The sequence below is a fragment of the Streptomyces sp. NPDC051976 genome (assembly GCF_040680795.1).
GTDB lineage: Bacteria > Actinomycetota > Actinomycetes > Streptomycetales > Streptomycetaceae > Actinacidiphila.
On sequence record NZ_JBFAXL010000001.1, the window covers coordinates 198498 to 224613 of the forward strand.

The 26116-nt window shown below is 72.7% G+C and carries 23 protein-coding genes; 12 read left to right on the plus strand and 11 right to left on the minus strand.

Going from position 1 to position 26116, the window contains the following annotated elements; all coding sequences use genetic code 11:
• Positions 1–178 precede the first annotated feature (178 nt).
• The 4 genes from AB0M29_RS00945 to AB0M29_RS00960 all read right to left on the minus strand — a co-directional run bounded on the left by AB0M29_RS00945 (position 179) and on the right by AB0M29_RS00960 (position 5299).
• On the minus strand, positions 179–1333 hold the full coding sequence (locus AB0M29_RS00945; protein WP_365377006.1) for a hypothetical protein: 1155 nt from the start codon (positions 1331–1333) through the stop codon (positions 179–181).
• A gap of 108 nt (positions 1334–1441) precedes the next feature.
• Entirely contained in the window at positions 1442–2383 is a 942-nt protein-coding gene (locus AB0M29_RS00950; RefSeq protein WP_365377009.1) for an N-acetylneuraminate synthase family protein, read from the minus strand.
• 77 nt (positions 2384–2460) lie between these two features.
• Positions 2461–3657, minus strand: a complete 1197-nt coding sequence (locus AB0M29_RS00955) for an acylneuraminate cytidylyltransferase (RefSeq protein ID WP_365377011.1) — start codon at positions 3655–3657, stop codon at positions 2461–2463.
• Positions 3658–4000: 343 nt separating this feature from the next.
• Complete coding sequence (locus tag AB0M29_RS00960; protein ID WP_365377014.1) at positions 4001–5299, minus strand: DUF6716 putative glycosyltransferase; 1299 nt, start codon at positions 5297–5299, stop codon at positions 4001–4003.
• Positions 5300–5530: 231 nt separating this feature from the next.
• Here AB0M29_RS00960 and AB0M29_RS00965 point away from each other — a divergent pair, with 231 nt between their 5' ends.
• From AB0M29_RS00965 to AB0M29_RS00975, 3 genes are all read left to right on the plus strand, one after another.
• Positions 5531–6637 carry a glycosyltransferase family 2 protein gene (locus AB0M29_RS00965; protein ID WP_365377016.1) on the plus strand — a complete coding sequence of 369 codons (1107 nt, stop codon included), beginning with the start codon at positions 5531–5533 and terminating at the stop codon, positions 6635–6637.
• Positions 6637–8001: a polysialyltransferase family glycosyltransferase gene (locus AB0M29_RS00970; RefSeq protein ID WP_365377019.1), complete on the plus strand. Its 1365-nt coding sequence runs from the start codon at positions 6637–6639 to the stop codon at positions 7999–8001. Before AB0M29_RS00965 ends, AB0M29_RS00970 begins: the two co-directional genes overlap by 1 nt.
• Before the next feature lie 122 nt (positions 8002–8123).
• Positions 8124–8267, plus strand: a complete 144-nt coding sequence (locus tag AB0M29_RS00975; RefSeq protein ID WP_365377022.1) for an SCO1431 family membrane protein — start codon at positions 8124–8126, stop codon at positions 8265–8267.
• A 55-nt stretch (positions 8268–8322) separates the two neighbouring features.
• On the opposite strand, the gene AB0M29_RS00980 is transcribed toward AB0M29_RS00975, so the two are convergent.
• A complete protein-coding gene (locus AB0M29_RS00980) occupies positions 8323–9903 on the minus strand; it encodes a methylmalonyl-CoA mutase family protein (RefSeq protein WP_365377024.1) in 1581 nt (526 codons plus the stop codon).
• A 236-nt stretch (positions 9904–10139) separates the two neighbouring features.
• Between AB0M29_RS00980 and AB0M29_RS00985 the strand changes: the two genes are divergently transcribed.
• On the plus strand, positions 10140–11039 hold the full coding sequence (locus tag AB0M29_RS00985) for a L,D-transpeptidase family protein (protein WP_365377027.1): 900 nt from the start codon (positions 10140–10142) through the stop codon (positions 11037–11039).
• Between the two features lie 168 nt (positions 11040–11207).
• On the opposite strand, the gene AB0M29_RS00990 is transcribed toward AB0M29_RS00985, so the two are convergent.
• Positions 11208–12125 (minus strand): hypothetical protein, encoded by a 918-nt coding sequence (locus AB0M29_RS00990; protein WP_365377029.1) that lies wholly within the window; start codon positions 12123–12125, stop codon positions 11208–11210.
• A gap of 9 nt (positions 12126–12134) precedes the next feature.
• Positions 12135–12746: an RNA polymerase sigma factor gene (locus AB0M29_RS00995; RefSeq protein ID WP_365377032.1), complete on the minus strand. Its 612-nt coding sequence runs from the start codon at positions 12744–12746 to the stop codon at positions 12135–12137.
• A 132-nt stretch (positions 12747–12878) separates the two neighbouring features.
• Here AB0M29_RS00995 and AB0M29_RS01000 point away from each other — a divergent pair, with 132 nt between their 5' ends.
• The 6 genes from AB0M29_RS01000 (at position 12879) to AB0M29_RS01025 (ending at position 17951) form a co-directional block, all read left to right on the plus strand.
• Positions 12879–13679 carry a DUF4253 domain-containing protein gene (locus AB0M29_RS01000; protein ID WP_365377035.1) on the plus strand — a complete coding sequence of 267 codons (801 nt, stop codon included), beginning with the start codon at positions 12879–12881 and terminating at the stop codon, positions 13677–13679.
• A gap of 231 nt (positions 13680–13910) precedes the next feature.
• Complete coding sequence (locus AB0M29_RS01005) at positions 13911–14372, plus strand: 2-oxo-4-hydroxy-4-carboxy-5-ureidoimidazoline decarboxylase (RefSeq protein WP_365377038.1); 462 nt, start codon at positions 13911–13913, stop codon at positions 14370–14372.
• 154 nt (positions 14373–14526) lie between these two features.
• Entirely contained in the window at positions 14527–14907 is a 381-nt protein-coding gene (gene sdhC, locus AB0M29_RS01010) for a succinate dehydrogenase, cytochrome b556 subunit (protein WP_188279402.1), read from the plus strand.
• Positions 14908–14912: 5 nt separating this feature from the next.
• Positions 14913–15395 carry a succinate dehydrogenase hydrophobic membrane anchor subunit gene (locus AB0M29_RS01015; protein WP_365377040.1) on the plus strand — a complete coding sequence of 161 codons (483 nt, stop codon included), beginning with the start codon at positions 14913–14915 and terminating at the stop codon, positions 15393–15395.
• Positions 15396–15423: 28 nt separating this feature from the next.
• On the plus strand, positions 15424–17178 hold the full coding sequence (gene sdhA, locus AB0M29_RS01020; RefSeq protein ID WP_365377043.1) for a succinate dehydrogenase flavoprotein subunit: 1755 nt from the start codon (positions 15424–15426) through the stop codon (positions 17176–17178).
• Positions 17178–17951, plus strand: coding sequence for a succinate dehydrogenase iron-sulfur subunit (locus AB0M29_RS01025; protein ID WP_365377046.1), 774 nt, complete (start codon positions 17178–17180; stop codon positions 17949–17951). The genes sdhA and AB0M29_RS01025 overlap by 1 nt, the downstream gene beginning before the upstream one ends.
• A 24-nt stretch (positions 17952–17975) precedes the next feature.
• Here AB0M29_RS01025 and AB0M29_RS01030 read toward each other — a convergent pair whose 3' ends face one another.
• The 3 genes from AB0M29_RS01030 to AB0M29_RS01040 form a co-directional block, all read right to left on the minus strand.
• The gene (locus tag AB0M29_RS01030; RefSeq protein WP_365377049.1) at positions 17976–20444 is read right to left on the minus strand and encodes a DUF4132 domain-containing protein; all 2469 of its coding nucleotides are present in this window, start codon (positions 20442–20444) and stop codon (positions 17976–17978) included.
• A complete protein-coding gene (locus AB0M29_RS01035; RefSeq protein WP_365377051.1) occupies positions 20444–20836 on the minus strand; it encodes a hypothetical protein in 393 nt (130 codons plus the stop codon). The genes AB0M29_RS01030 and AB0M29_RS01035 overlap by 1 nt, the downstream gene beginning before the upstream one ends.
• A 348-nt stretch (positions 20837–21184) precedes the next feature.
• Positions 21185–22015 carry a carboxymuconolactone decarboxylase family protein gene (locus tag AB0M29_RS01040; protein ID WP_365377053.1) on the minus strand — a complete coding sequence of 277 codons (831 nt, stop codon included), beginning with the start codon at positions 22013–22015 and terminating at the stop codon, positions 21185–21187.
• 108 nt (positions 22016–22123) lie between these two features.
• Here AB0M29_RS01040 and AB0M29_RS01045 point away from each other — a divergent pair, with 108 nt between their 5' ends.
• Positions 22124–24154, plus strand: coding sequence for a DUF4132 domain-containing protein (locus AB0M29_RS01045; protein WP_365377055.1), 2031 nt, complete (start codon positions 22124–22126; stop codon positions 24152–24154).
• A gap of 64 nt (positions 24155–24218) precedes the next feature.
• On the opposite strand, the gene AB0M29_RS01050 is transcribed toward AB0M29_RS01045, so the two are convergent.
• Entirely contained in the window at positions 24219–24728 is a 510-nt protein-coding gene (locus tag AB0M29_RS01050; RefSeq protein WP_365377058.1) for a MarR family transcriptional regulator, read from the minus strand.
• Between the two features lie 87 nt (positions 24729–24815).
• Here AB0M29_RS01050 and AB0M29_RS01055 point away from each other — a divergent pair, with 87 nt between their 5' ends.
• Complete coding sequence (locus tag AB0M29_RS01055) at positions 24816–26096, plus strand: MFS transporter (protein ID WP_365377060.1); 1281 nt, start codon at positions 24816–24818, stop codon at positions 26094–26096.
• Positions 26097–26116 lie beyond the last annotated feature (20 nt).

Below are 26116 nucleotides of genomic sequence, written 5' to 3' on the forward strand. Positions count from 1 at the left end.
TCCGTCATTCCCGCACTGAACCCTACGGAGATGATCAATTGGTTACGGGGGGCTGGACGCGGAGCGAACGCGGCGGCGGGGAGGGGCGGTTCCGGAGGGGTGGTTTGCGGTTCGCTCCGGGCCGCGCGCCCGCGTGGGCTGATCGCGCAGTTCCTCGCGCCCCTTTGGGGCGCTGGTGCTAGGCCGGGCTGGGGGATTCGGTGGCGTTGAGGCCGTGGAGGTCGCGGGCGGTGTGGGTGATGCCGGAGAGGAAGGTGTGGGCGCGGGGGGAGGCGGCGGCGGTGAGCCATTCCTGGTCGATGTCGCAGACGACGATGCGGACGCCGGTGCCCGCGAGGGCGAGGGGGAGGGTGTGGACGACCGTGGAGGGGAAGGAGAGGACGGACTGGCCGATCGGGCCGCGGCGGGCGACCAGTTCGAGCGGCAGGTCGGGCCGGACGATCTCCAGGCCGGTCTCGGCGGCGAGCCGGTGCAGCTTGTCGGGGGCCTCGCGGCGGTGCGCGAAGTACCGTCGGGCGCCGTGCCGTTTGGCGAGCGAGGCGACGACGGCGAGATAGCGCTCGGGGTCGACCACGCCCGTCTCGACCAGGGAGGTGCCGATCAGATCGGTGCCCGGGAGGGTGCGCGGCGGCCCGAAGCGGCTGCGGGTCCAGGCGAACCGGTTGGTACGAAGCGCCATCCCCGGCGGCGGCGTGGCCGGCATCGCGCTGAACAGCTCGACCTTGCGGCGCCCGCCGGGCGTGAGGCGGCGGCGGGCGGCGGACGAGAAGACGCCGAAGGCGGCGTCCAGCGGGGAGCGGCGGCGGCCCCGGCGGTGCCAGCGCACCAGCCGCCCGCCCTCGGAGAGGATCTCGGTGAACTCCATGGTGGCCGTGCCGTCGTCGACCACCGTCAACTCCCGCGCCCGGCACAGCGGCAGCAGCACCTGCACCAGCCGGGAGAACGGGTCGCCGATGACGAGGTGGCGTACCCGCATCAGCATCGGCGCGAGGGTCAGCGCCGTACGCAGCAGACCGCCGCGGCGGCCCCGGGCCTCGAACCAGCGGACGGCCGCGCCCTCGTCGCGGGCGAGTTCGGCCATCCGCCGCAACTGGCCCCGGCTGGTGGGGTCCACCGGCGAGAGCACCACGACGGTGAGCGGCCGGGCCGCGGGGACGGTGTCCCCGGCGGCCCGGTCCTCGTCCGTCACGGGCGGCCCGGCGGGCGCCGCGGGCGGATGGACGTGCGCCCATTCCAGGACGTTGAGGAGTTGCACGGGTGACTCGACGAGCGCCACGACCCCGGTGCCCGCGGGGGGCGCCTGCCAGGCCACTGACGCGGGCCTACCGGCCATTTCCCGATCCTCGTTTCCGTTTCCGTATCCGCTGGCGCGGAGGCGTCCGGGGGGAAGCGGGGGCTAACCCGCCCTGGTGGAACCGCTGTTCGGTACCGCGCACAGGTGTCAGACCGCGGCGGGGGCGTCCGCGCCCTCGGCCTCGGCCTCGGCGACGACGCCCGCGACCCTGCGCAGCTTCTTCATCGGGCCGAGCTCGCCCTCGTAGACCTTCTTGACGCCGTCACCGAGGGAGGTCTCGATGATCCGGATGTCGCGCACCAGGCGCTCCAGACCCTGCGACTCGACCGAGGCGGCCTGGTCGGAGCCCCACATGGCGCGGTCGAGGGTGATGTGGCGCTCGACGAAGACGGCGCCGAGGGCGACCGCGGCGAGCGTGGTCTGCAGGCCGACCTCGTGGCCGGAGTAGCCGACGGGCACGTTCGGGTACTCGGACTGCAGGGTGTTGATCATGCGCAGGTTCAGCTCTTCGTGCTTGGCCGGGTACGTCGACGTGGCGTGGCACAGCACGATGTTGTCGCTGCCGAGCACCTCGACCGCGTGCCGGATCTGCCGCGGCGTCGACATGCCGGTGGACAGGATCACGGTGCGGCCGGTGGCGCGCAGCGCGCGCAGCAGGTCGTCGTCGGTCAGGCAGGCGGAGGCCACCTTGTGGGCGGGCACGTCGAACTTCTCCAGGAAGGCGACGGACTCGACGTCCCACGGGGAGGCGAACCAGTCGATACCGCGCTTGCGGCAGTACTCGTCGATCGCCCGGTAGCCGTCCTCGTCGAACTCGACGCGGTGCCGGTAGTCGATGTACGTCATACGGCCCCAGGGGGTGTCGCGCTCGATCTCCCACTGGTCGCGCGGGGTGCAGATCTCCGGGGTGCGCTTCTGGAACTTGACCGCGTCGCAGCCCGCCGCGACGGCCGCGTCGATCAGGGCGAACGCGTTCTCCAGGTCGCCGTTGTGGTTGATGCCGATCTCGCCGGTGACGTAGACGGGCTGCCCGTTGCCGATGTGGCGGGAGCCGACGCTGCGCAGGTTCGCGGGGACAGAAGTGGTCACGAGGGTGTTCCTTACGGTTCGGGACTACGGGGGTGTGTCGGTCCGGGACGGGACAGAACGGGAGGAGGGAGCTGGGGTCAGCGGGAGAGGGTCGGGCCCAGCAGCCAGGCGGCGATCTCGCGGATCGCGCCGTGGCCGCCGTGCGTGGTGGTGACGGCGCGGGCCGCGGCACGCACCACGTCATGGGCGCCGGCGACGGCGACGGGCCAGCCGACCAGGCCGAAGCACGGCAGGTCGTTGACGTCGTTGCCCGCGTAGAGCACGCGCTCGGGTGCGATGCCGTTCTCCTCGCACCACTGCTTGAGCGCGATGTCCTTGCGGTCGATGCCGTGCAGGACGGGGACCTGGAGCTTGCGGGCCCGGGCGGCGACGACCGGGTTGGTCTCGGTGGACAGGATCAGGACGGGCAGTCCGGCGCGGCGCAGTGCCGCGATGCCGAGCCCGTCACCGCGGTGCACGGTGACGGCCTCGTGCCCGTCGGAGTCGATCAGCACCCGGTCGTCGGTCTGGGTGCCGTCGAAGTCGAGGACGACCGCGTCGACGTCGTCGCGGGTCGGGGTGGTGGCGGCGGAGTCCAGCAGCGGGGCGAGCGCGCGGGCCCTGGCCAGGTCGGCCGGGTCGTCGATCTCCAGCACCCGGGCGGGGTCGGTGCGGACCAGCGCGGTCCTGCCGAAGAAGCGGTGCCCGGCGGCGCGGAAGCCGTCGGCGCGCATCGCGTACGCGGCGCCGGTCTCCAGCAGGTCCTGCGGGCGGTCCTGGCGGCGCGGGCGGGTGGCCTTGTCGTGGTTGACGCCGTAGCCGGAGTCCTCGTCGCGCCAGACGAAGCCGTGGAAGGGGGTGACGGTGTGCGCGGTGTCGGCGCCGCCCTCGGTGACCGCGGCGACCACGTCGTCGATCTCGGCGGCGGTCAGGAACGGGCTGGTGCACTGTACGAGCAGCACCACGTCCGCGCCCGTGCCGGTCATCGCGGCGTGCGCGTCCATGGCGTGCAGCACCGCGGCCTCGCTGGTCGCGGTGTCCCCCGCGATGGCCACGGGCCGCAGTACGACCTCGGCGCCGGCGGATCTGGCGACCTCGGCGATCGCCGGGTCGTCCGTCGACACCACCACGGCGCTCACCCTGTGCGCGCCCGTGCACGCCCGGATCGCCCGGGCCACCAGCGGGATGCCGCCCACCGGCGCGAGGTTCTTCCCGGGCACGCCCTTGGAGCCGCCGCGTGCGGGGATCACCGCGAGCACCTGGCCTCCGGCCGGGTTGCTGGACGAGTCGGTCATGAGGTGGCTCCTGTCTTCTCTCGGGCCCCGCCCGATGCGGTTCGCCGCTGCGCGGCGGGCTTGCGGAAGGCCGTGCCCCGAAGGGGCGCGGGGACGCGGGCTGCGCCTGCGGAGGGCCTGTTTTTCAGGGGCGCGGGGAACTGCGCTGCTCGCGCGGAGGACGTGCCCCGTAGGGGCGCGGGGAACTGCGCGGCCAGGCCCCACCGGGCCGGTGGTCGGGAAACAACGCGTCTGCCCCATTGGGGCCGGTGGTGACCTGCAGCCCGTCGCGGGCTGGTCGCGCAGTTCCCCGCGCCCCTAACGGGGCACTCCGGTGCCTGGTACTCCGCAAGCGCAGCGCGCTTCATAGCTGGCCCCAGCGGCGGATGGCGGGGGCTACGCGCTGGACGCCCTGGCGGTAGGCGGTGCGGGCGGAGTTGCGGACGAGGTCGCGGACGGCGCGGCGGACGGGGCCGGGGTCGCGGGGCGCGAGGCCCGCCGCGGGCTCGCCCTTGGGGTCGAGGCCGTGCCGGGCCAGGACGCCGGGGAGGTAACCGGGGGCGGTGCGGAGCGTGTAGTACGGGGCGAGCGCGGGCAGTTCGGGCTCGGCGAGCAGCGCCTCGACGCGGGCGCGCAGCGCGGCGAAGGGCGCCTGGGCGGCCACGCCGTGCGCGGCGGTCCACTCGGGGTCGGCCCGCGGCACGCGCCCCTCGTCGAGTTCGTCCCAGGAGGCGTAGCAGCCCGAGCCGAGGAAGTGGTGGTTGCCGAGCGACTCGCGGATGCCGAGATCGGTGAGGATCGCGGTCGGCACGCCCCGGTGCAGCGCTTCGAGCGCCGCGGTGGAGCTGACGGTGACGAGCAGGTCGGTACGGTCCAGGACCTCGGCCATGTTCCCGTAGACCAGCCGCAGGTTGTCCGGCGGATCGAGGGCGGCGACCAGCCGCTGGTACGGGTGCTCCTCGATGTGCGTGGTGTGCTCGCCCGGCTTGCTGCGCAGCTTCACCAGCACTTCGCGGTCGGCGTGCCCGCGGGCGTGGGAGACGGCCCGGCGCAGCAGGTGGATCCGGTCCGCCCGGCCTTCCGGCGCGGAGGGCTGGACGGCGAAGGTGACGGTGAACGGCCGTGTGGCGTCTGCCTGGTAGGGCTCGCCGCCGAGGAAGGGCAGCGCGGTCTCCACGATCGCGCCGGTGGGGTGTCCGACGCCCTCGTAGACGTGGCGGAAGCGGCGCGCGTCGTCGGCGCTGTTGGCCAGTACGACATCGGCCCCGGCGCGCAGCAGCAGGCCGTCGGCGAGCTTCTCGTAGACCACGCCGACGTATCCGGTGATCACCAACGGCCGCCGCGGGCGGTCCTGCCAGGCGCGGGCGAAGCCGTGCAGCAGCGCCTGGACGGTGCCGCCGACGCAGGCCAGCACGACCACGTCGCAGGAGTCCTCGTCGGTGGCGGCGAGGATCTCCGCGGCGGTCGACTCGGTCATCGAGTCGGCGGGGATGCCGAGTTCGGCGAGCTGACGCGCGGTGGGAGTGGCCCGGCCCCGCAGCAGGCGGGCGTCGAGACGGGCATCCGGGTCGATCCGGCGCGCGGTCAGCGCACCCCATTTCCACCTGGTGTCCGAGTCGGCGATCACAGTGACCCGCAGGGGTCCGGGCTTACGTTTTGGCACGACGCAGACGCTAGGAAGCGGTTGAGTTCAACTCGCCAATTGCCGACCAACGGAAGGTAAACAAAATGCCGCGACTTGGCAGTTGATCAAAAGCTGTCCGCTATACGCGCGTCGGGTCCCCCCGAGCGGGGCCCAACGGGGAGGCCGGTCCACCGTCCCGTCATCGGCCGTTTACGCAGATGTACGCCGGACGCAAAGTTAAATGCCGGGCGGCGGCCTAATGTACGGCGGGTGGTCAAGCTCTCCGTCATCGTGCCCTTTTTCAATGTGCAGCAATACGTACCCGACGCGCTGCGCAGCCTCCGGGCCAATGCCCGCCCGGATTTCGAATTCGTCCTGGTGGACGACAGGTCGACCGACCAGACACCGCGCCTGCTGGAACAGGCGGTCGACAGCCTCCCCGGCGCCCGCCTGGTACGGCACGAGCGCAACGGCGGTCTCGCCACCGCCCGTAACACGGGCATCGACAACGCCCGTGGCGAGTACCTGACGTTCCTCGACGGCGACGACTGGTACGGCCCCGGCTACCTGGAGCAACTGCTCGGCGCCATCGAGGGGTTGGGCACCGACTTCGTCCGCACCGACCATGTGCAGTGCACCGGCCGGGCGCGCAACATCATCCGGGTGCCGCACGGCCGCCGCGGGGTGGCGCTCACCCCGCGCGAGGCGATCCTGCCCGCGGACCGGTCCACCTCGGTGGACTACCCGTTCGCCTGGGCCGGGATCTACCACCGCCGGCTGGTGGACGCCGGACTGCTGCACTTCCCCGACGGGCTGCGTACCGCGGAGGACCGCCCGTGGATCTGGCGGCTGCACCGGGAGGCCGAGTCCTTCGCGGTGGTCGGCCTGATGGGCGTCTTCTACCGCCGCGGTGTCGCCACCTCGCTGACCCAGATCGGCGACGTGCGGCAGCTCGACTTCATCCGCTCCTTCGACCAGGTGATCGCCGACATCACCGCGGACCGGGACGCGGAGCTGTTCCTGCCCAAGGCGGTACGCACCTACTGCGCGATCATCGCCCACCACCTGGGCAACATCGAGCGGTTCGAGCCGGCCATCGCGCGCAAGCTGCGGGCGATGAGCGCGGCGGCCCTCAAGGCGCTCCCGCAGGACGTGCTGACCGAGGCGCTGGACTCGATGGACCTGGAGCGCAGCGTGAAGATCCGCCGGCTGCGCTGGCGGGTGCCGGTGCGCACCGACGACCTGGACTCCCGGTCCCACCCCGGCTCCGCTCCCCCGGCCGCCCCGGCCGCGCCCGGCGGCGGCGCCCCGGGCGGTGACCCGGACCTCGACGACGATCCCGATGCCCGCGACAACGAAGGATCGGCGGTCGCGTGATGGCACGTACTCAGATCTTCCTCGCCTCCACCCTCTACGGCGTCGCCACGCTCGCGGCCGCCCTGGACACCGGCTCGCTGCCCGACGCCGACCGCAGGCTGCTGGTGGTCAGCAACAACGCCGCGGTACCCGAGACCACCCCGGACGTCCGCGAGGCTCCCGGCTTCGAGGCGCTCGCCGCCCGTTTCGACCGCGTCCTGTCGTGGAACGAGGCGATCCACCCGCTGCACCCGGGCGGCTGGTCGCCGCGGGCCGACGACACCCCGCTGTGGGAGCGGCATCTGCGGATGCTGTGGGACCTGGGCACCGACGAGCTGTCCCTGGTCGTGGAGTCGATCCAGGTCGAGCCCGCGCTGGCGGTGGCGAACTGCTTCATGGGCGCGCCGATCACCGTCTACGCGGACGGCCTGATGTCGTACGGCCCGACCCGTAACAAGATCGGTCCGCTGGTGGACACCAGGATCGACCGGCTGCTGCACCTCGACGTCGTCCCCGGACTGCGCCCGCTGCTGCTCACCGAGCACGGGGTGGAGCCGCGGGTCATCCCGTCCGAGGGCTTCGCGAAGGTGCTCTGCGAGCTGGCCGAGGCGTCGGCGGACACCGCCGAGGAGAGCCTGGCGAACGTGCCCGAGGGCGCGGCGCTGCTGCTCGGCCAGTACCTGTCGGCGCTGGGCATCCTCACCGCGGCCGAGGAGGAGGAGCTGCACCTGTCGATGGTGCGCGGCGCCGCGAAGCTCGGGCACACCGAGATCGTCTTCAAGCCGCACCCGGTGGCGCCCGCGCACTGGACGGAGCCGCTGGAGCGCGAGGCCGAGCGGCTCAAGGTGCGGCTCACCGTGCTCAACACCCCGCTGCTGGCCGAGGTCGTCTACCAGCGGTCCCGGCCCGCCCTGGTCGTCGGCTGCTTCTCCACCGCGCTGCTGACCGCGTCGGTGCTCTACGGCATCCCGGTCGCCCGTACCGGAACCGGCCTGCTGCTGGAGCGGCTGTCGCCGTACCAGAACAGCAACCGGGTGCCGGTGACAATCGTGCACGCGCTGCTGCCCGACCTGGCCGACGCCGCGGCCGTACGGTCCTGGTCGCCGCCGTCGCCCGAGCAGGTGGCCGCGGACCTCACCCCGCTGCTGCGGGCGGTGGGCTTCTGCATGCAGCCCAAGGCGCACCCGCGGCTGCGGGCCGAGGCCACGGAGTATCTGGCGACCCAGCTGACCCCGGCGACCTGGCCGTACTTCAAGCGGCGGCGGCTCACCTCGCTGGGGCTGCCCGGCGCGGTCCCGGCCCGGCTGGCGTTCGTGCCGCGCAACCGGACCGTGCGCAGGGTCGCCCGGCGGGCCCGCGCGTTCAAGAAGGCGGCGCTGGGCTGACCGTTTTGAGCCGCTTCACCCCGGTGAGTTCCGTCACTGCCCCTTTACCGGGCGGTGGCGGAACACGCATCGTGGAGGGCTCCGGGGGGCCGTGACGTTTCCGCACGATGAGGACCGACGCCATGAGCGAGATCGCCGCACCCCGCACCGAGCCCACCACCGGCACCGGTGGCCCGAAGGACCGACGGCACCTCGTCGAGCAGATCGCGGGCTGGACGCTCACCGTGCTGGTGGCGATGCTGCTCACCCAGATCCACCTGATGTGAGCGGGGCTCCGCGCCGAGGAGCACTGAGCAGCGCTGAGGAGCCCCGCCGACCGGATCAGAAGGCGTCGGTGGGGACGTAGGTGCCCCAGACCTCGCGCAGTGCGTTGCAGACCTCGCCGACGGTGGCCCGGGCGCGCAGTGCTTCCTTCATCGGGTAGAGGACGTTGTCGGTGCCTTCTGCGGCCTTGCGGAGTTCGGCCAGTGCGGTGTCGACGGCCTTCTGGTCGCGGCGGGCGCGCAGCTCGGCCAGCCGTTGTGCCTGCTGGGCCTCGATCGCGGGGTCGACCCGCAGCGGCTCGTAGGGCTCTTCCTCGTCGAGCTTGTAGCGGTTGACGCCGACCACGACCCGCTCGCCGGAGTCGGTCTCCAGGGCGATCCGGTAGGCGCTGGTCTCGATCTGCGACTTCTGGAAGCCGCGCTCGATCGCGGCGACCGCGCCGCCCATGTCCTCGACCTTCGCCATCAGTTCCAGCGCGGCGGCCTCGACGTCGTCGGTGAGCTTCTCCACCACGTAGCTGCCCGCGAACGGGTCGACGGTCGCGGTGACGTCGGTCTCGTAGGCCAGCACCTGCTGGGTGCGCAGCGCCAGCCGGGCCGACTTGTCGGTGGGCAGCGCGATGGCCTCGTCGAAGGAGTTGGTGTGCAGCGACTGGGTGCCGCCGAGTACCGCCGCCAGGCCCTGGACCGCGACACGCACCAGGTTGACCTCGGGCTGCTGCGCGGTGAGCTGCACGCCGGCGGTCTGGGTGTGGAAGCGCAGCATCTGCGACTTGGGGTTCTTGGCGCCGAACTCCTCGCGCATCACCTTGGCCCAGATCCGGCGGGCGGCGCGGAACTTCGCGACCTCCTCCAAGATCGTGGTCCGCGAGACGAAGAAGAACGACAGCCTCGGGGCGAAGTCGTCCACGTCCATCCCGGCGGCGACCGCGGTGCGCACGTACTCGATGCCGTCGGCCAGCGTGAAGGCGATCTCCTGCGCGGGCGACGCCCCGGCCTCGGCCATGTGGTAGCCGGAGATCGAGATGGTGTTCCACTTGGGGATCTCGGCCCTGCAGTACTGGAAGATGTCGGCGATCAGCCGCAGGCTGGGCTTGGGCGGGAAGATGTACGTGCCGCGGGCGATGTACTCCTTGAGCACGTCGTTCTGGATGGTGCCGGTGAGCGCGCCCGCGCTCACGCCCTGCTCCTCGCCGACGAGCTGGTAGAGCAGCAGCAGCAGCGCGGCGGGCGCGTTGATCGTCATCGAGGTGGACACCTTGTCCAGCGGGATGCCGGCGAAGAGCACCTTCATGTCCTCGACGGAGTCGATGGCCACCCCGACCTTGCCGACCTCGCCGTGCGAGATGGCGGCGTCCGAGTCGTGGCCCATCTGGGTGGGCAGGTCGAAGGCGACCGACAGGCCCATGGTGCCGTTGGCGATGAGCTGCTGGTAGCGCGCGTTGGACTCCGAGGCGGTGCCGAAGCCCGCGTACTGCCGCATCGTCCAGGGGCGCCCGGTGTACATCGACGGGTAGACACCACGGGTGAACGGGTAACCACCGGGCTCACCCAGCCTCTCGGCGGGATCCCAGTCCCCGAGTGCGTCCGGACCGTAGACCGGCTCGATCGGCAGCCCGGATTCCGACTCGCGCGTCATGCTCACGCCTCCGCAGTGCTGGATGGGTTGGTGCTGGACGGTATGCCGCTGACTCGTTCTTACCCGCGAGTAGCCGTGTGTCCCCGGCACGGACTGTAGTGGCGGGCGTGCGTGCCGTGGGGACAACCCGGCTGGGACCTTCCTCACAGTCTTCCCCCGAGTTCCCGCAACCGCGCGGCCGGGAATCGGTGTCTAGGGGAGGACAAGAGCGCTTTCAGGGGGATGAGGGGATGGGAATGGGCAGGAGATCGCCGATATCCGTGGCCGTCGCGGCCGTGTCAGCGGCGCTGACCGCGGCCGTGCTCGTGGGCTGCGGGCCGACCGGCAGCACGGCGGACAAGGGGGGCACGTCGCAGCCGACCACTGCGGCCCCCTCGACGTCCGCGACCACCGGCGCACCGGCCGCCACCGACCCGTCGACCGCGGGTTCGGACCCGTCGGCGACGCACACCACGGCCGCGGCCCCGGCACCGTCGGCCACGACCAAGCCGCCCGTCGCCCCGGCCTCCGTCATCGCCAACGGCTCGACCAGTGAGAAGGTCCGCGAGCTGCAGGCCAGGCTGGCGCAGCTGCACCTGTTCAGCCAGGCGGTGACCGGCTTCTACGGCACCGTCACCGAGCACGCGGTGAGCGACTTCCAGGAGCGGCACGGACTGCCCTCGACCGGGCACGTCACCCAGGCCACCTGGACCAAGCTCGGCTCGCTGACCCGGGTGCCCACCCACAAGGAGCTGTACCCGGTCGTCACCAACAAGCCCGCGGGCAAGCTGGACGCGCGCTGCATGACCGGCCGCGCGATCTGTGTGAGCAAGACCACGCGCACACTGTCCTGGGTGGTCAACGGCAAGGTGCTGGCGACCATGGACGTACGGTTCGGCTCGCAGTACACGCCGACGCGCGAGGGCCTCTTCCACGTCAACTCCAAGAGCCGCGACCACGTCTCGACGATCTACCACACGGCCATGCCGTACGCGATGTTCTTCAGCGGCGGCCAGGCGGTGCACTACTCGTCCGACTTCGCGGCCCGCGGCTACGCGGGTGCGTCCCACGGCTGCGTCAACGTCCGCGACAAGGCGGCGATCGCCTCGCTCTTCGACCAGGTGAGGGTCGGTGACAAGGTCGTCGTCTACTGGTGAGGTGCCGGTGGTGAGGCGTTGACGCACACAAGCGCGGCCGGGCAGGGGGAATGCGCCCGGCCGCGCTCTGTGCGAGGACCCCGGTACGGGGAGAACCGGGGTCCAGGACCGATGACCAGTCGGTCCACTTCCTAAAGCGCACGGGCTCCCGGAAACGTCACCCGCCGGTCAGCGGCCGCCGCGCGGCCCGCTCTTGGCGTGCTTTCCGTGCGTCGGCGCAGGTGTGGGGTCGTGCCGCCGGTGACCCCCGTGGTGCCTGTGGTGCGACGGCCGGTGGCAGGACGCCGACCCGTCCTTGTGCTGCGCGCCGCAGGAGGTGGCGGGCAGCGCGGGTACGGGGGTGCGGGGCGCCTTGGGCGCGGCTTCTGCCGGGTGCGAGGCGTCCGACGGGTCCGCGGGCGCCGAGGGGGTCGGCGAGGCCGACGGGCTCTGGGGCGCCGGGGTCCGCGGCGGCTGCGGGACCGCGCGCGTCACGGGCGGCGTGGTCGCCGGGCCCGCGGTGGCCCCGTCCGGTGCCACGGCCGCGGGCGGCCTGCTGACCGGCCCCGACCCGGCGCCGTCCCCGGGCAGTACGTACCGTCCTCCGGCCACGGCGACCGCCATGCCGCCGACCGCGAGCACCGACACCGCGGCCGCGGCCGACACCCGCAGGGCGCGCACCCGCGACGGCCTCGGGCCGCCGGACGGCCGCGCCGCCCGGCTCCACCGGAAGAACCCGCGCGAGGCGGCGGCCGGCGGCGCCTCGTCGGGCACGGCCGTCCGCAGGGTCCGGCCGGGCGCCGAGACCCGCGCCGCCCGGAAGGCCATGACCGCCGCGTCCTCGCGCAGCGCCGCGCCCGGCGGGCGCCGTACCGTCACCGAGGCCGCCGCCGCGAGCAGTTGCGCCAGCCGCGCCGCGTTCACCGCGTCCCACGCGTCGGCGGGCACCACGACCCCGCCGTCCAGCAGCACTTCCGCGGCCGCCTCGTCCAGCCACCCCTGCCGGTCACCGCTGTCCGCCCCGGTGCCGCGGGTTGCCCGCGCGGGGTCGCCGCCGGGACCGGGGGCGGGGTCGGGGGCGGGCTCGTGTCGTCGGGTGTGCCTCATCTCAATTCCTCAAAGCGCCTTCGACACGGAAAACGTCACATCTGATCGTTGTCCGTCGTTTTCCAGAAGTTCCGCGAGGCGCCGCAGCCCCCGGTGGGTGGCCATTCGGACGGAACCCGGGCGTTTGCCGAGGACGAGCGCGGCGCTCGTGGAGTCCAGGCCCATCACGACCCGCAGCAGCACCGCCTCGGCCTGCTCGCGCGGCAGCGAGGCGATGGCGGCCAGGGCGCGGTCGGTGGCGACCGCGTCGAGCGCCTCGCCCGCGGTGTCGGACCGGTCGGGAAGCTGGACGAGTTCGTCCACCCCCGCGCCCGAGACGGGCCGTCTGCTGCGGGCGCGGATGTGGTCGAGCGCCCGGTTGCGGGCTATCCGGGCCGCCCAGCCGCGGATCGACTCACCGGGGCCGCGGAAGTTGGGCAGGTCGCGGGCGATCTGCAGCCAGGCCTCGGAGGCGACGTCCTCGGCGTCGACCGGACCGACCAGGCTGCGGACGTACTGCAGCAACTGCGGTTGCACAGCGCGGTACACGACGCGGAACGCGGTCTCGTCACCCCGTTGCGCCGCGCTCACCGCGGTATCCAGATCCACCTCTGGCGCCACCCCCTCGCACACTCGCCCCATCCTGCCTCAAATGCGGCTGTGACACTTTTGGACTGGGATACGCCGTACAAGACGGCGGCCGGGGACGCTCCTGTGGGGGGAGGCGGCCCCCGGCCGTCGTTAGTCGACATGAGCCCGCCGAGGAGCCTTCCGATGATTCTGGACCGTCTCCACGGCGGGCTCCCCGACGGCCTCCCACCGGGCAGACTCGTCCCCGGGTCCTCCCCCGGCCTGTGGCTGAGCGACGAACCGGTCGTCGCCCCCGGCCGGTTGTGGGCCCGCTACCAGGCGCAGCAGAGGCAGACCGGCTGGCTGCCGCTGCTGATGGCCTGGCCGTGCGCCACCGGCGAGGGCCACGACGTGGCGGAGATCGACGCGGTGGACGCCGAATCGTCCCTGCGCGACTCGTGGGCCTCGTACCAGGAGACGCGTTCGCTGCGCCCGCCGCACCCGGCGATCGACGAGATCTGGCCGAACGAGGTCGCGCCGCTGCTGGCCGCCGACCCGGGGCCGCCGTTCACCCGCTGGCCGGGGCTGGCCGCGCCCTCCCCGCCGCACCCGGGCCCGTCGCCCGACGCGGTCGCGCGGGCCGCCGTCGGCCAGATGCTGCACTACTTCACCACGCGTTTCATCGCGCACATCGCGCTGGTGCGGGCCGACCGCACCGCCGATCTCCCGGCGCTCGCGGGCTGGGAGTCGGACGCGCCCGCGCTGGAGTTCTCGGCGCTGCTGCGCACCTGGGAGGACCGTTTCGGCGCCCGGGTCGTCGGTATCGAGGGCTCGTCGGTCTTCGTCTCGGTGGCCTCCCCGCCGCTCAGCTCGGCGCACGCCGCGCACGTCGCCCTGGAGCACGTCCTGACCGGCGCGTCGAACCTCAACGACGGCACCTTCCCGTTCCCCGACTACGCCGAGGCGCTGCGCGGCGAGCGGCTCTGGTCCTTCTGGTGGGACTGACCGTCAACAACGGCCCCCGCCGCCCCTCCCGTACGAGTGAAGTTCAGCCACCCGTCGGATGACGCGGTGTCGGCGGCCCCTACAGTGGTGTCATCCCCCGCCGATGACCATCTGTTGACCATTGCCGCTGTCCCTCTCCGTTGACCCACCAGGAGCCCGCCGCTGTCCAGCGACACCCCGTCCGAGGGGCTGTACCGGCTCAACCAGGCGTCGTCCCTCGCCGCGGAGGAGATGCTGCGCGCCTGCTGCGGCAGCCACCGGTGGGCCCGCCGGGTGGCCGCGCACCGGCCGTACCCGACGGTGGAGGCGCTGCTCGCCGCGGCCGACGAGGCGGCGTACGACCTGACCTCCGGTGATCTCGCCGAGGCGCTGGCCGGTGAGGCGACCACCCCGCTGCCGGACCGCGGCGGCCTGGCCGTCCACACCGCGCTGCGCGCCGCCCACGCCGCGTACGAAGCGAGGTTCGGCCACGCCTTCGTCATCGCGCTGGAGGGCGACGGCCCGGCGGACCCCGCCGCGATGCTGGACCACACCCTGGAGAGCCTGCGCGAGCGGCTCGGCCACGACGAGGACGAGGAAGCGGTGGCCACGGCGGAGCAGCTGCGCCGGATCTGCCGTACGCGGCTGCTGCGGCTGGCGACCGCCGGCGCCCGGCCGGCCGCGCCCGCCCCGGGAATGTCCCCGGCCGGTTAACCCGACCGTGCGGGATCGATCACACCTGGCCCACCCCGTGGTACCGAGCCGACATCGCGTCGCTACGATGGCCAGGGCCGGTGGACCGTACCCGGCCGGGCGTGACCGACAGAGAAGCCGGCAGCCCTCGCCCCGCTCCCGGAGGGTTTTTTCCGTGCCGGCTGGAACGCTGTACCGCGGCCGGGAAGGCATGTGGTCCTGGGTGGCTCATCGAGTCACCGGTGTCCTCATTTTCTTCTTCCTGTTCGTGCACGTCCTCGACACCGCCCTCGTGCGTGTCTCCCCCGAGGACTACGACAAGGTCGTCGCGACCTACAAGACCCCCATCGTCAGCCTGCTGGAGTACGGCCTCGTCGCCGCGATCCTCTTCCACGCGCTGAACGGCCTGCGGATCATCGCCGTCGACTACTGGACCAAGGGCCCGCGCTACCAGAAGCAGATGCTCTGGACCGTGCTCGGCCTCTGGGCCCTGCTGATGGTCGGCGCGATCTACCCGGTCCTCGGCCACGCCGCACGAGTCCTGTTCGGGAGCTGAGCGATATGTCCACCGATGTGACGCCCATGGACGCCGTGGAGATGACCGGCTCCAGCGTGACGTACAGCCCGGCGAACCCGGCTCCTGTCATCGAGCCGCCGCGCGCCCGCACCAAGCGCACCCCGCGCAGCACCCGCACCAACTTCGAACTGTACGGCTGGCTGTTCATGCGGCTGTCCGGTGTCGTGCTCGTCGTCCTGGTCCTCGGCCACCTGCTGATCCAGCTCGTCCTGGACGGCGGTGTCACCAAGGTCGGCTTCGCGTTCGTCGCGGGCCGCTGGGCCTCGCCGTTCTGGCAGGGCTGGGACCTGGTGATGCTGTGGCTGGCCATGCTGCACGGCGGCAACGGCCTGCGGACCGTCATCAACGACTACGCCGAGCAGGCGAACACCCGGCTCTGGCTCAAGACGCTGCTCTTCACCGCGACGGCGTTCACCATCGTGCTCGGTTCGCTGGTGATCTTCACCTTCGACCCGAACATCCGCTAAGCCAGGGCTGGACAGGGAAGCGACCCCAATGCAGATCCACAAGTACGACACCGTCATCGTCGGCGCGGGCGGCGCCGGTATGCGCGCGGCCATCGAGGCCACCAAGCGCAGCCGCACCGCGGTCCTGACGAAGCTCTACCCGACCCGCTCCCACACCGGCGCCGCGCAGGGCGGCATGGCCGCCGCCCTCGCGAACGTCGAGGAGGACAACTGGGAGTGGCACACCTTCGACACGATCAAGGGCGGTGACTACCTGGTCGACCAGGACGCCGCCGAGATCCTGGCGAAGGAGGCCATCGACGCGGTCCTCGACCTGGAGAAGATGGGCCTGCCGTTCAACCGGACGCCCGAGGGCCGGATCGACCAGCGCCGGTTCGGCGGTCACACCCGCAACCACGGCGAGGCCGCCGTGCGCCGCGCCTGCTACGCCGCGGACCGCACCGGTCACATGATCCTCCAGACGCTGTACCAGAACTGCGTGAAGGAGGGCGTGGAGTTCTTCAACGAGTTCTACGTCCTCGACCAGCTCCTGACCGAGGTCGACGGCGTGCAGCGGTCCGCCGGCGTCGTCGCGTACGAGCTGGCCACCGGCGAGATCCACGTCTTCCAGGCGAAGGCCGTGATCTACGCGTCCGGCGGCACCGGCAAGTTCTTCAAGGTGACCTCCAACGCGCACACCCTGACCGGTGACGGCCAGGCCGCCGTGTACCGGCGCGGGCTGCCGCTGGAGGACATGGAGTTCTTCCAGTTCCACCCGACGGGCATCTGGCGGATGGGCATCCTGCTGACGGAGGGCGCCCGTGGTGAGGGCGGCATCCTCCGCAACAAGGACGGCGAGCGCTTCATGGAGAAGTACGCGCCGGTCATGAAGGACCTCGCCTCGCGTGACGTCGTCTCCCGGGCGATCTACACCGAGATCCGCGAGGGCCGCGGCTGCGGTCCCGAGGGCGACCACGTCTACCTCGACCTGACCCACCTGCCGCCGGAGCAGCTCGACGCGAAGCTGCCGGACATCACCGAGTTCGCCCGCACCTACCTGGGCATCGAGCCGTACACCGACCCGATCCCGATCCAGCCGACGGCGCACTACGCGATGGGCGGTATCCCGACCAACGTGCAGGGCGAGGTGCTGCGCGACAACACCACCGTGGTGCCCGGTCTGTACGCGGCCGGCGAGGTCGCCTGCGTGTCCGTGCACGGCGCGAACCGGCTCGGCACCAACTCGCTGCTGGACATCAACGTCTTCGGCCGCCGCTCCGGCATCGCCGCCGCCGAGTACGCGGAGGCCAACGACTACGTGACGCTACCGGAGGACCCGGCGGCGCTGGTCGTCGAGCAGGTCGAGCGGCTGCGCTCCTCCACCGGCACCGAGCGGGTCGCGGACATCCGCCGCGAGCTGCAGGAGACGATGGACGCCAACGTGATGGTGTTCCGCACCGAGCAGACCATCAAGACCGCCGTCGAGAAGATCGGCGAGCTGCGCGACCGCTACAAGAACGTCTCGATCCAGGACAAGGGCAAGCGGTTCAACACCGACCTGCTGGAGGCCGTCGAGCTGGGCAACCTGCTCGACCTGGCCGAGGTGATGGCCGTGTCCGCCCTGGCCCGCAAGGAGTCCCGCGGCGGTCACTACCGCGAGGACTTCCCCAACCGCGACGACGTCAACTTCATGCGGCACACAATGGCCTACCGCGAGGTGGACTCGACCGGCGTCGAGTCGATCCGCCTCGACTACAAGCCGGTCGTGCAGACCCGCTACCAGCCGATGGAGCGTAAGTACTGATGAGCAGCCCGACGCTCGACAAGCACTCGGCGGCCCTGGACGCCGCCGAGAACACCGCCTCGCACCTGATCACCGTCACGCTGCGGATCCGCCGGTTCAACCCGGAGGTCGCGGCCGAGGCCGAGTGGGTCGACTACCAGCTCGCCATCGACCCCAAGGAGCGTGTCCTCGACGCCCTCCACAAGGTCAAGTGGGAGATCGACGGTTCGCTGACCTTCCGCCGGTCCTGCGCGCACGGTGTGTGCGGCAGTGACGCGGTCCGGATCAACGGCAAGAACCGGCTGGCGTGCAAGACGCTGATCAAGGACATCAACCCCGAGAAGCCGATCACCGTCGAGCCCATCAAGGGCCTGACCGTGCTCAAGGACCTCGTGGTCGACATGGACCCGTTCTTCCAGGCGTACCGCGACGTGATGCCCTTCCTCATCACCAAGGGCAACGAGCCGACCCGGGAGCGGCTGCAGTCCGCTGCGGACCGCGAGCGCTTCGACGACACCACCAAGTGCATCCTGTGCGCCGCGTGCACCTCGTCCTGCCCGGTGTTCTGGAACGACGGGCAGTACTTCGGCCCGGCCGCCATCGTCAACGCGCACCGCTTCATCTTCGACTCGCGTGACGAGGGCGGTGAGCAGCGCCTGGAGATCCTCAACGACAAGGACGGGGTCTGGCGCTGCCGCACCACCTTCAACTGCACGGACGCCTGCCCGCGCGGTATCGAGGTCACCAAGGCGATCCAGGAGGTGAAGCGGGCGCTGATCACGCGCCGCTTCTGACCTCCCGGGGATCGTGCTGGTCCCTCACAGCTGGCTGACGATGCTCCTGTCCGTGATCTCGGTGTCACGGGCCAGGAGCATCGCCTTGCTCAGGATGACCGCGAGCGTGCGGTCACCCTCGTAGGGGAGATAGCCCGCGTCGGCCGACGGGTCGCCGCTCTTGGGGACGATGCACAGATACGCGTCGTTGGGCGTCATCAGGATGTTGCCCGAACCGAGGTGGATCTTGTACGTGTGCAGCTCGCCCCTGACGTGCAGGAAACGGCCCTCGATGGTGCAGCGGTCCGCGATCGCCAGCCGGGGGACGAGGCGGGTGAGCAGGTCGCGGCGGGTCTCGGCGCCCTGGGAGAGCTCGCCGAAGCCGTAGGAGTGCCAGTAGTCGCGGAACCTGCCCTCGGGTCCGCCGTCCTGCCACGTCGGGTCGTTGCCTACGCTGCCGACGCCGACGAACAGGTCGACGTCGCGGAGCACCTCGCTGAGCACGAGGGCGGGTATCGCGTCGAGCGGCAGGGCGTCGGCGGGGCCGCCGCGGCCGCCCCAGCCCTGGCCGTATCCGCCGCCGCCGGCGTGGGCGTGGTTGACCGGCGCGTCGAGGGGATAGAAGCGGACCTGGTCGGTGGCGACCCGCAGATAGCTGCCGGACTCCGTGGTGTCGGCGCCGTAGCCGTCACCCACGCCCTCGATCCAGAACTCCGCGCGCAGCCCCCACTGCGGCAGCTCGCGGGTGGCGGGCGGATAGCTGTCGTCGACCATCAGCCGCAGCTTGTTGGTCCAGCCGCGGGCGGCGGCCAGCGAGTGGAACTGGTGCTGGCGCAGGATGTGTGCGGCGAAGCGGTTGGAGTACGTGGCCGTGGCGCGTTCGGCGTCGGTGAGCAGATACACCTCGCGGTGGGCCTGCTTGAAGGGCTGGGTGATCTCGTGCCGCTCCAGCCAGTCGCGCCAGGCGACGACCTCGGCGGGGTCGCGGCCCACCGGATGCCACAGCTCGACGGTCCCGCCGTCCGCGGTGACGGCCACCGGATCGTCGGTGAGGTCGCGCAGCGCGCCGTCCGCGTAGCCGCAGGTCCTGCCGTCGAGCGTCCACAGCAGTCGGCGGGCGAGGGTGCCGGTCAGGGGGTGGTCGAGGTAGCGCTCCCGCCAGGGCGTGTACGCCCAGGTGCGGCGGGCCAGGAACTGCCGGTCGAGCCGCTCGCTCTGCGGGCTGAGCATCCTGTCGATGTCCTTGGCGGCGGCCTTCAGTTCGGCGACGTCCTCGGCGTGGTCGCGCCGGACGGCGGCGGGGATGCCCTTGACGGCCTTGCCCGCCGCGTTGCGCCAGGTCAGCACCGCCTTGCCGGCGTGGATCGCCAACTCGCCGTGGGCGTGCGGGCGGTGGCCGACCTCGGTGAGGCCGTACGCGGGCACGGCCAGCTCGTCGATCTCCTCCCGGGTGAGGCCGAGTGCCTCGGCCCGCGCCTGCAGGGCGGCGTCGAGCAGTTTCAGCGTGCCCTTGTAGGTGACGCGGGAGGCGAGCCGTGCCAGCTCGGCGAGCGCGGCCTCTCCCTCGCCGCGGGACAGCGCCAGCACCGCCGCGTTGGCCACCTTCGGGTTGCGCGGACCGGTCCCGGCGACCTTCCGCAGCGACGTCTCCACCAGCGCGCCCAGGGCGCGGGCGGTGTCGGGGTGCGGTGGCAGCAGCGCCAGCAGCCAGGCCAGGCCGCGTAGCGCGTTCGCGTTGTAAGAGTCGTACAGGTTGTTGACGTCCGGTTCGAACTCGCCGCGCTCCAGCGGCAGGGTGCGGGGCCGCCCGACACGGGCCAGCCACGGCAGGACGGACCGGCGTACGGTGTCGGCGCCGATGGCCTCGATCAGCGCGCGGGCGTCCTTGTCCCACTTCGCGGACGGCCTGGCCGAGGTGGCGGTGAGCGCCAGCCGCAGCAACCGCCCCCAGGGCTCGCCGAGCAGGGCCGCCTCCGCGAGGGCGGTGTCCGCCCACTCCTCGCCCACGTTGAGGACGGGCTCGGTGAGCTTCTTCGCCAGCTCGCCGATGCCGGCGGCCCGGTAGCTCTCGCAGGCGGCGCGGCGGAAGTGGGCGGTGACCTCGGGCGTGAGGGTGCGCCCCGCGGCGAGCTCCTCCTCGGCGACGCTCGCCAGTCCGGCCGACCATCCGGTGAACTGCCGTCCGAGCGCCGCCAGCGTCGCGGCCCGCACCGCGCCGACGGTCTGCGCGGGGAGCCCTTCGGCGATCAGCCCCGGCAGGGCGGGGACCTTGCCCCGGTGGACCGACATGGCAGGGTAGTCCAGATACTGCCGGGCCACCGTCTCGGCCAGCACGGCGCGCTCGCCGTCGGGCAGGGTCCGCAGCAGGTCGATCACTGCCCGGGCCCCGCCCGTCCAGTCCTGCCCGTTCGCCTCCGCGACCCACCGCAGCTCGGTCGCCAGCGCCTCCACGTCCCCCGCGGCGACCGCCTTCCGGAGCTGGCCGCACACCGCCGCGTAGTCGGGCGCCGCCATCAGCCACCCACCAGCGGCACGAGCTTCAGGAACACCACTTCGGTCCCCAGCGGCAGATCCACCTCGTCGTCCAGCTCCTCGACCTGCCGGTCCCCCACCAGCACCACGAACCCGTTCCGCTCGAACGCCGCCAGCGCCAGCCCGCACTGCCGCTCGGCGTCTATCCGCCGCGGCGTCCGCATTCGGTACCCATTGAGCAGCCGCTCCGCGTCCGTCGGCTGCACCAGCCCCCGGAACACCTCGTCCCCACTCGCGTGGTACTCCGCCACCTCCTGAAACACCCGCCGCCGAATCACCTCCCTCAACGCCAACCGCTCCTCCGCGATCTCCAGCCCCCAGGAGTCACGGCGCTCCCCCGATGTCGTCTCGTCGACGAAGGTCACCATTCCCATGCCCGCAGAGCGTAGAGCCGCCCACCGACAACACGTCACGCCCCCGGCCCTCCGACCGGGCGAGAGACCGACCGCCGGTCGGGCGTTGGCGGCGGCGGGGCCGCAGGCCGGTCGCGGTCACGCGGTCATGGCCGCAGGCCGAGCGGCGGTCGGGCGATGGGACCGTGGCGCGGTCACAGCCGCAGGCCAGTCGCGACCACGCGGTCACGGTCAACGCCGCAGGCCGACCGCCGGTCGGGCGGTGGCGACGGGGCCGCAGGCCAGTTGCCCGTCGCGCAGCGACAAGCGCGAGCCGACCGGTCCCCCGCGCCCCCGGGCGCGCCTGGCACCCCCCTGGCCGACCGCAGGTCAGTTCGCTTCGCGCTCCGCGAGGATTTCCTTGGCTGCGGTGAGGGCGTTGAGGGCGGCGGGGAAGCCGGCGTAGCCGGCCATTTGGGTGAGGGTTTCGACGATTTCCTCGCGGGTGCCGCCGACGTTGAGGAAGGCGCGGAGGTGGACGCGGAGTTGGGGGGCGGCGGTGCCGAGGGCGGTGCACATGGCGACGGAGGCGAGTTCGCGGGTGTGGAGGTCGAGGCCGGGGCGGGCGTAGACGTCGCCGAAGACGTACTCGATGAGGTAGCGGCCGAGGTCGGGGGCGATGTCGTCGAGGGAGGCGACGACCTGGACGCCCTCGGGCCCGTCGACCGCCTGGAGGACGTCGACACCGCGGGTGTAGCGGTCGCGGGCGTCCGCGACTGCGGGAGCGGCGTCGTCCGCCTCCTCGTCCTGCGGGCGGGCCGCGAAGACCTCGCGGGCGGCGCTGAGCGCGTTGAGGGCGGCCGGGAACCCGGCGTAGACCGAGGTGTGGATGAACGTTTCGACGATCTCCCGCCGCGTGCAGCCCACGTTGAGCGCACCGTCGATGTGGAAGCGGAGCTGCGGGGCCGCGTTGCCCATGGCGGACAGCGCCGCGATCGTCGCGATCTGCCGCTGCCGCGGGGTGAGCCCGGGGCGGGTCCAGATGTCGCCGTAGCCGAACTCGATGGTGTAGCGGGCCAGATCGGGGGCGATCTCCGCCAGCGAGTCGAGCACGGTCGGGTGCTCGGTCCCGGTCACCAGCCGCAGGGCGGCGAGCCCACGGGCGTAGCGGTCGTCGGAGGTGGCGGCGGAAGCGGCGGAGGCGGCGTGTGCGTGCGTCATGTCTCAGACGGTAGGACTTGGAGTTGACTCGAACGCAAGTCCCACCCCGCGCCGGACGGATTGTCAGTGGTGGGTCCTAGCCTCGGTGGAGAACGAGGGAGGCGTCCGATGACCATCACCGCACCGCTGGAGACGCGGCTTCAGCACGCCGTCCTGGACGACGACGACGGCTACGGGCCGCGGATGCGCGCCGCACACGCGCGGATCCTCGCCGCCGAGGGCGTCCCCGCGCTGCTGGCCCACTGCGCCGCCCTCGACACGCCCCGGCCGACGGGGCGTTGGCGCGCCGAGGCCGCCCGCCTGCTGGCCGCCGCGCCGGACGGCGCCGACGTGGCGCGGCTGCTGCTCGACGGCTTCGCGGGGCAGCCGGAGAGCGTGGTGACGGTCCGCTGGAGCTACGGCGAGGTGACCCGCGAGCGCGGTCTGACCGGCGGCCTCAACACCCGTCTGGTACGCGGCCTGCTGTGGGCGGCGGCGGGGATCGACGCGGAGTGGGTGGTGCCGCTGATCGGCGCGTGCGCACGCCATGCGGGGACGGGCCGGGGCGGCTCGGGCGGCCTGGCGCGCAGCGCCACCGTGGCCACCACGGCGGTCGCGGTCCTGGCGACCTTCGGCGGTGCCCGCGGCGAGGCCGCAGTGCGCTGCCTGGCCGCCCTCCAGGCTCAGGTGGGCGACCGCACCGTGCTGAAGGGCGCCGCACGGGCCCGGCAGGAGATCGCCCGGCGGGCGGGTCTGACCCCCGCTCAGCTGCGGGAGCGTGCGGTGCCCGACGCCGGTCTGGACGCGCGCCGGATACGCGAGGTGCCGCTGCCCGGCGGGTACACCGCGGTGCTGACCGTGGACGACACCGCGGCGGCGTCCCTGACACTGCGGACCGCGGCCGGTGTCGCGGTGGAGGCCGGGCAGGAGGCGCCGTTCGACCTGCCGCCCGGGGAAATGGCCGGGGTGCGGGCCGAGTTGAGGGAGCTGCGGGCACTGCTGTCGGCCGAGCGGGCCCGGCTGGAGGAGCGGCTGACCGCGGGCACCGAGTGGACGGGGGCGCAATGGCAGCGGCTGTACGCCGACCACCCGGTGACCGGGGCCGTCGCGGGCGCGCTGCTGTGGGAGGTGCGCGAGGCGGGTTCGGACGTCTGGTGCGCGGGGCTGCCCGAGCGTGACGGCGCGGGGTGGTGCCTGGCCGGTCCTGACGGCACGGCCGCGCCGGTCGGAGCGTCCGACCAGGTCAGGCTCTGGCACCCACTGCGCGCGGACGCGGAGGACGTCGGGGCGTGGCGCACCGAGTTGACGGCGCGTGAGCTGCGCCAGCCGTTCCAGCAGGTCTTCCGTGAGATCTATCCGCTCGCCCCGGCCGAGCGGACCGCCGTCTCGTCCTCGGACCGGTTCGCGGCGCACATCCTGCGCTTCCCGCAGGCCCGTGCGCTGATGGCGGCGCGCGGCTGGTCGGCCGGGCAGTTGGGGTACTGGGACGGCGGCGCGGAGGGCGAGGCGGTGCGTGAGCTGGCGGCCCGTGACGCCTACGCCTGGCGGGCGCGGCTCTCGTACCGGCTGGTGGAGCGGGAGCAGGACGGTCTCGACGTGGCGCTGTGCGCCACCGACCGGGTGCGGTTCGAGCGGCGGAGCGGGGCGCGGGGAGCCTGGTCCCCCGCCGCGCCGGCGGAAGTGCCCGCCCTGGCGCTGTCGGAGGCGTTCCGCGAGGTCGGCCTGGTCGTGGCGGCGGCCTCGATAGCCGCGGACCCGCTGTGGCAGGACGGCGGCGCCGACGGGCACGGGGCGTACTGGCGGCGGGCGGCGTTCGGCGAGCTGACCGCGTCGGGGCAGGTGCGCGCGGAGGCGCTGGCCCGGCTGCTGCCGCACACCCGCATAGCCGGGCGTACGGAGCTGGACGGCCGCTTCCTGCGGGTCCGCGGCGACCTGCGGAGCTACCGCGTCCATCTGGGCTCGGGGCATGTGCTGATGGATCCGGACGACAGTTATCTGTGCATCGTCGCGGACCGCGGGGTGACCGCCGCGGCCGAGCCGGTGTTCCTGCCGTTCGAGGAGGACGGCGGGATGCTGTCGGTGATCCTGGCCAAGGCGTTCCTGCTGGCCGACGACCTGTCGCTGAAGGATCCGTCGATCACGCACCAACTGCTGCGGTAGCGAAGGGCGTTGCCCGGCCCCCGCCTGGCACCGGTCCCACCCCGGCGACTGGCCCGCGCCGCCCTCATTCCTCGGCGACGACGAGGACGCGGCGCAGCAGGTCGGACAGGGTGTGGCGCTCGGCCGCCGTGAGGGTGCCGAGGAGGCGGTACTCCTCGTGGCCGACGACGCCCATGGCGCCGAGCCAGGTGGCGCGGCCTTCCTCGGTGAGTTCGACGTCGACGCGGCGGCGGTCCTCGGCGGAGGGAGTGCGGCGGACATAGCCGCGGCGTTCCAGGGCGTCGAGGCGGCCGGTGATCGAGGCGGGCGCCATCTTGAGGTCGGCGGCGAGTTCGGAGGGGACGGCGTGGCCGCCGCGCCCGGCGAGCGAGTGCAGGGTGTCGTACTCGTGCTTGTGCAGGTCGAATTGGGCCAGCGAGCGCGCGGAGACCTTGCGGAGGTGGTCGGTGAGGACCTTGGCGCGGGTGACCGCGCCCTCGATGTCCGGATCGAGGTCGGGCAGTACGGGCAGCCAGCGCTCGACATGACCGTCGGTCCAGTCGCGCGCGGTCTGCAGGGGCTGCGGGGTCTCCATGCACCGATCCTATGCCGCCTTGCCGACGATGTGTCGGTAACGAATTATTCGTTGACGAATCATTCGGTGCCGAAATACTGTGCTGCCGTGACCCACTCGCCGCACTCGCCGCAGGACACCGCCCCGAGCCCCCACCCCACCCCGCACCCGCTGCGGCACCGCCCCTTCCGCCTGCTCTTCACCGGCCGCACCCTGTCCTCGCTGGGCGACGCCGTGGTCCCGGCCGCGCTGGCCATCGCGATCAGCGACGCCACGGACTCGGCGTCCGCGCTGGCCGTGGTGCTGGCCTGCGCGATGCTGCCGCGCCTGGTGCTGCTGCCGCTGGGAGGGGTGATCGCCGACCGGTTCGACGCCCGCAAGGTCGCGCTCGGCACCGACCTCGTCCGCTGCGCCGCGCAGCTCTTCGTCGCCCTGGAGCTGATCGGCGGTGATTTCCGGCTGCTGCACATCGCGCTCGCCGAGGCGGTCGGCGGTGTCGCCTCCGCCTTCGCGATGCCGACCGCTGCGCCGCTGGTCGCGGGCACCGTCGAGCCGGACGGCCTGCTGCGCGCCAACTCGCTGATGGCGTCGGCCAACAGCGCCACCCGCCTCGCCGGCCCCGCCGTCGCGGGCGCGCTGATCTTCACCGCGGGCCCCGGCTGGGCCTTCGTCCTGGACGCCGCGTCCTTCGCCGCGAGCGCCGCCCTCCTGACCGTCATCCAGGTGCGGCGCACCCTGATCCCGCGTCGCTCGATCGGCGCCGACCTGGTCAGGGGCTGGAGCGAGGTGCGCTCGCGCGACTGGTACTGGACCAGCCTGATCGCGCACTCGGCGTGGAACGGCGCCGCCGCCGTCCTCGCCACCCTCGGCCCGATCGCCGTGCACGATCGACAGGGCGGCGCCGGCCTGTGGGTGTGGGTGCTGCAGGCGGGTTCCGTCGGGCTGCTGCTCGGTTCGCTGCTCGCCTCCCGGGCCCGGCTCCGCCGCCCGATCCTCACCGCCAACCTGGGCCTGGCCACCTACGCGCTGCCGCTGCTCCTGCTCGGCGCCGGCGCGCCCGCGCCGCTGCTGATCAGCTCCTACGCCCTGGCGCTCTGCGCGCTCGGCTTCCTCACCCCGGTGTGGGAGACCTACGTCTACGCGTCCGTCCCCGCCGGGGTGCTGGCCCGTGTGACCTCGTACGACTGGCTGCTGTCGCTGGCCGCGATGCCGCTGGGGTACGCCCTCGCGCCGCTGGCCGCCCACGCCTTCGGCCCCGCCGTACCGCTCTATGCGTCCGCGGCGCTGGTGGGCGCGGCGTGCCTGGGGACCGCCGCCGTCCCCGGCGTGCGCAACGCGGTACCGGCCGCGCCGCAGGACGCCCGCCCCGCCGCCCCGGTCGACGCCTGACCGACGACCGGGGCGACGGC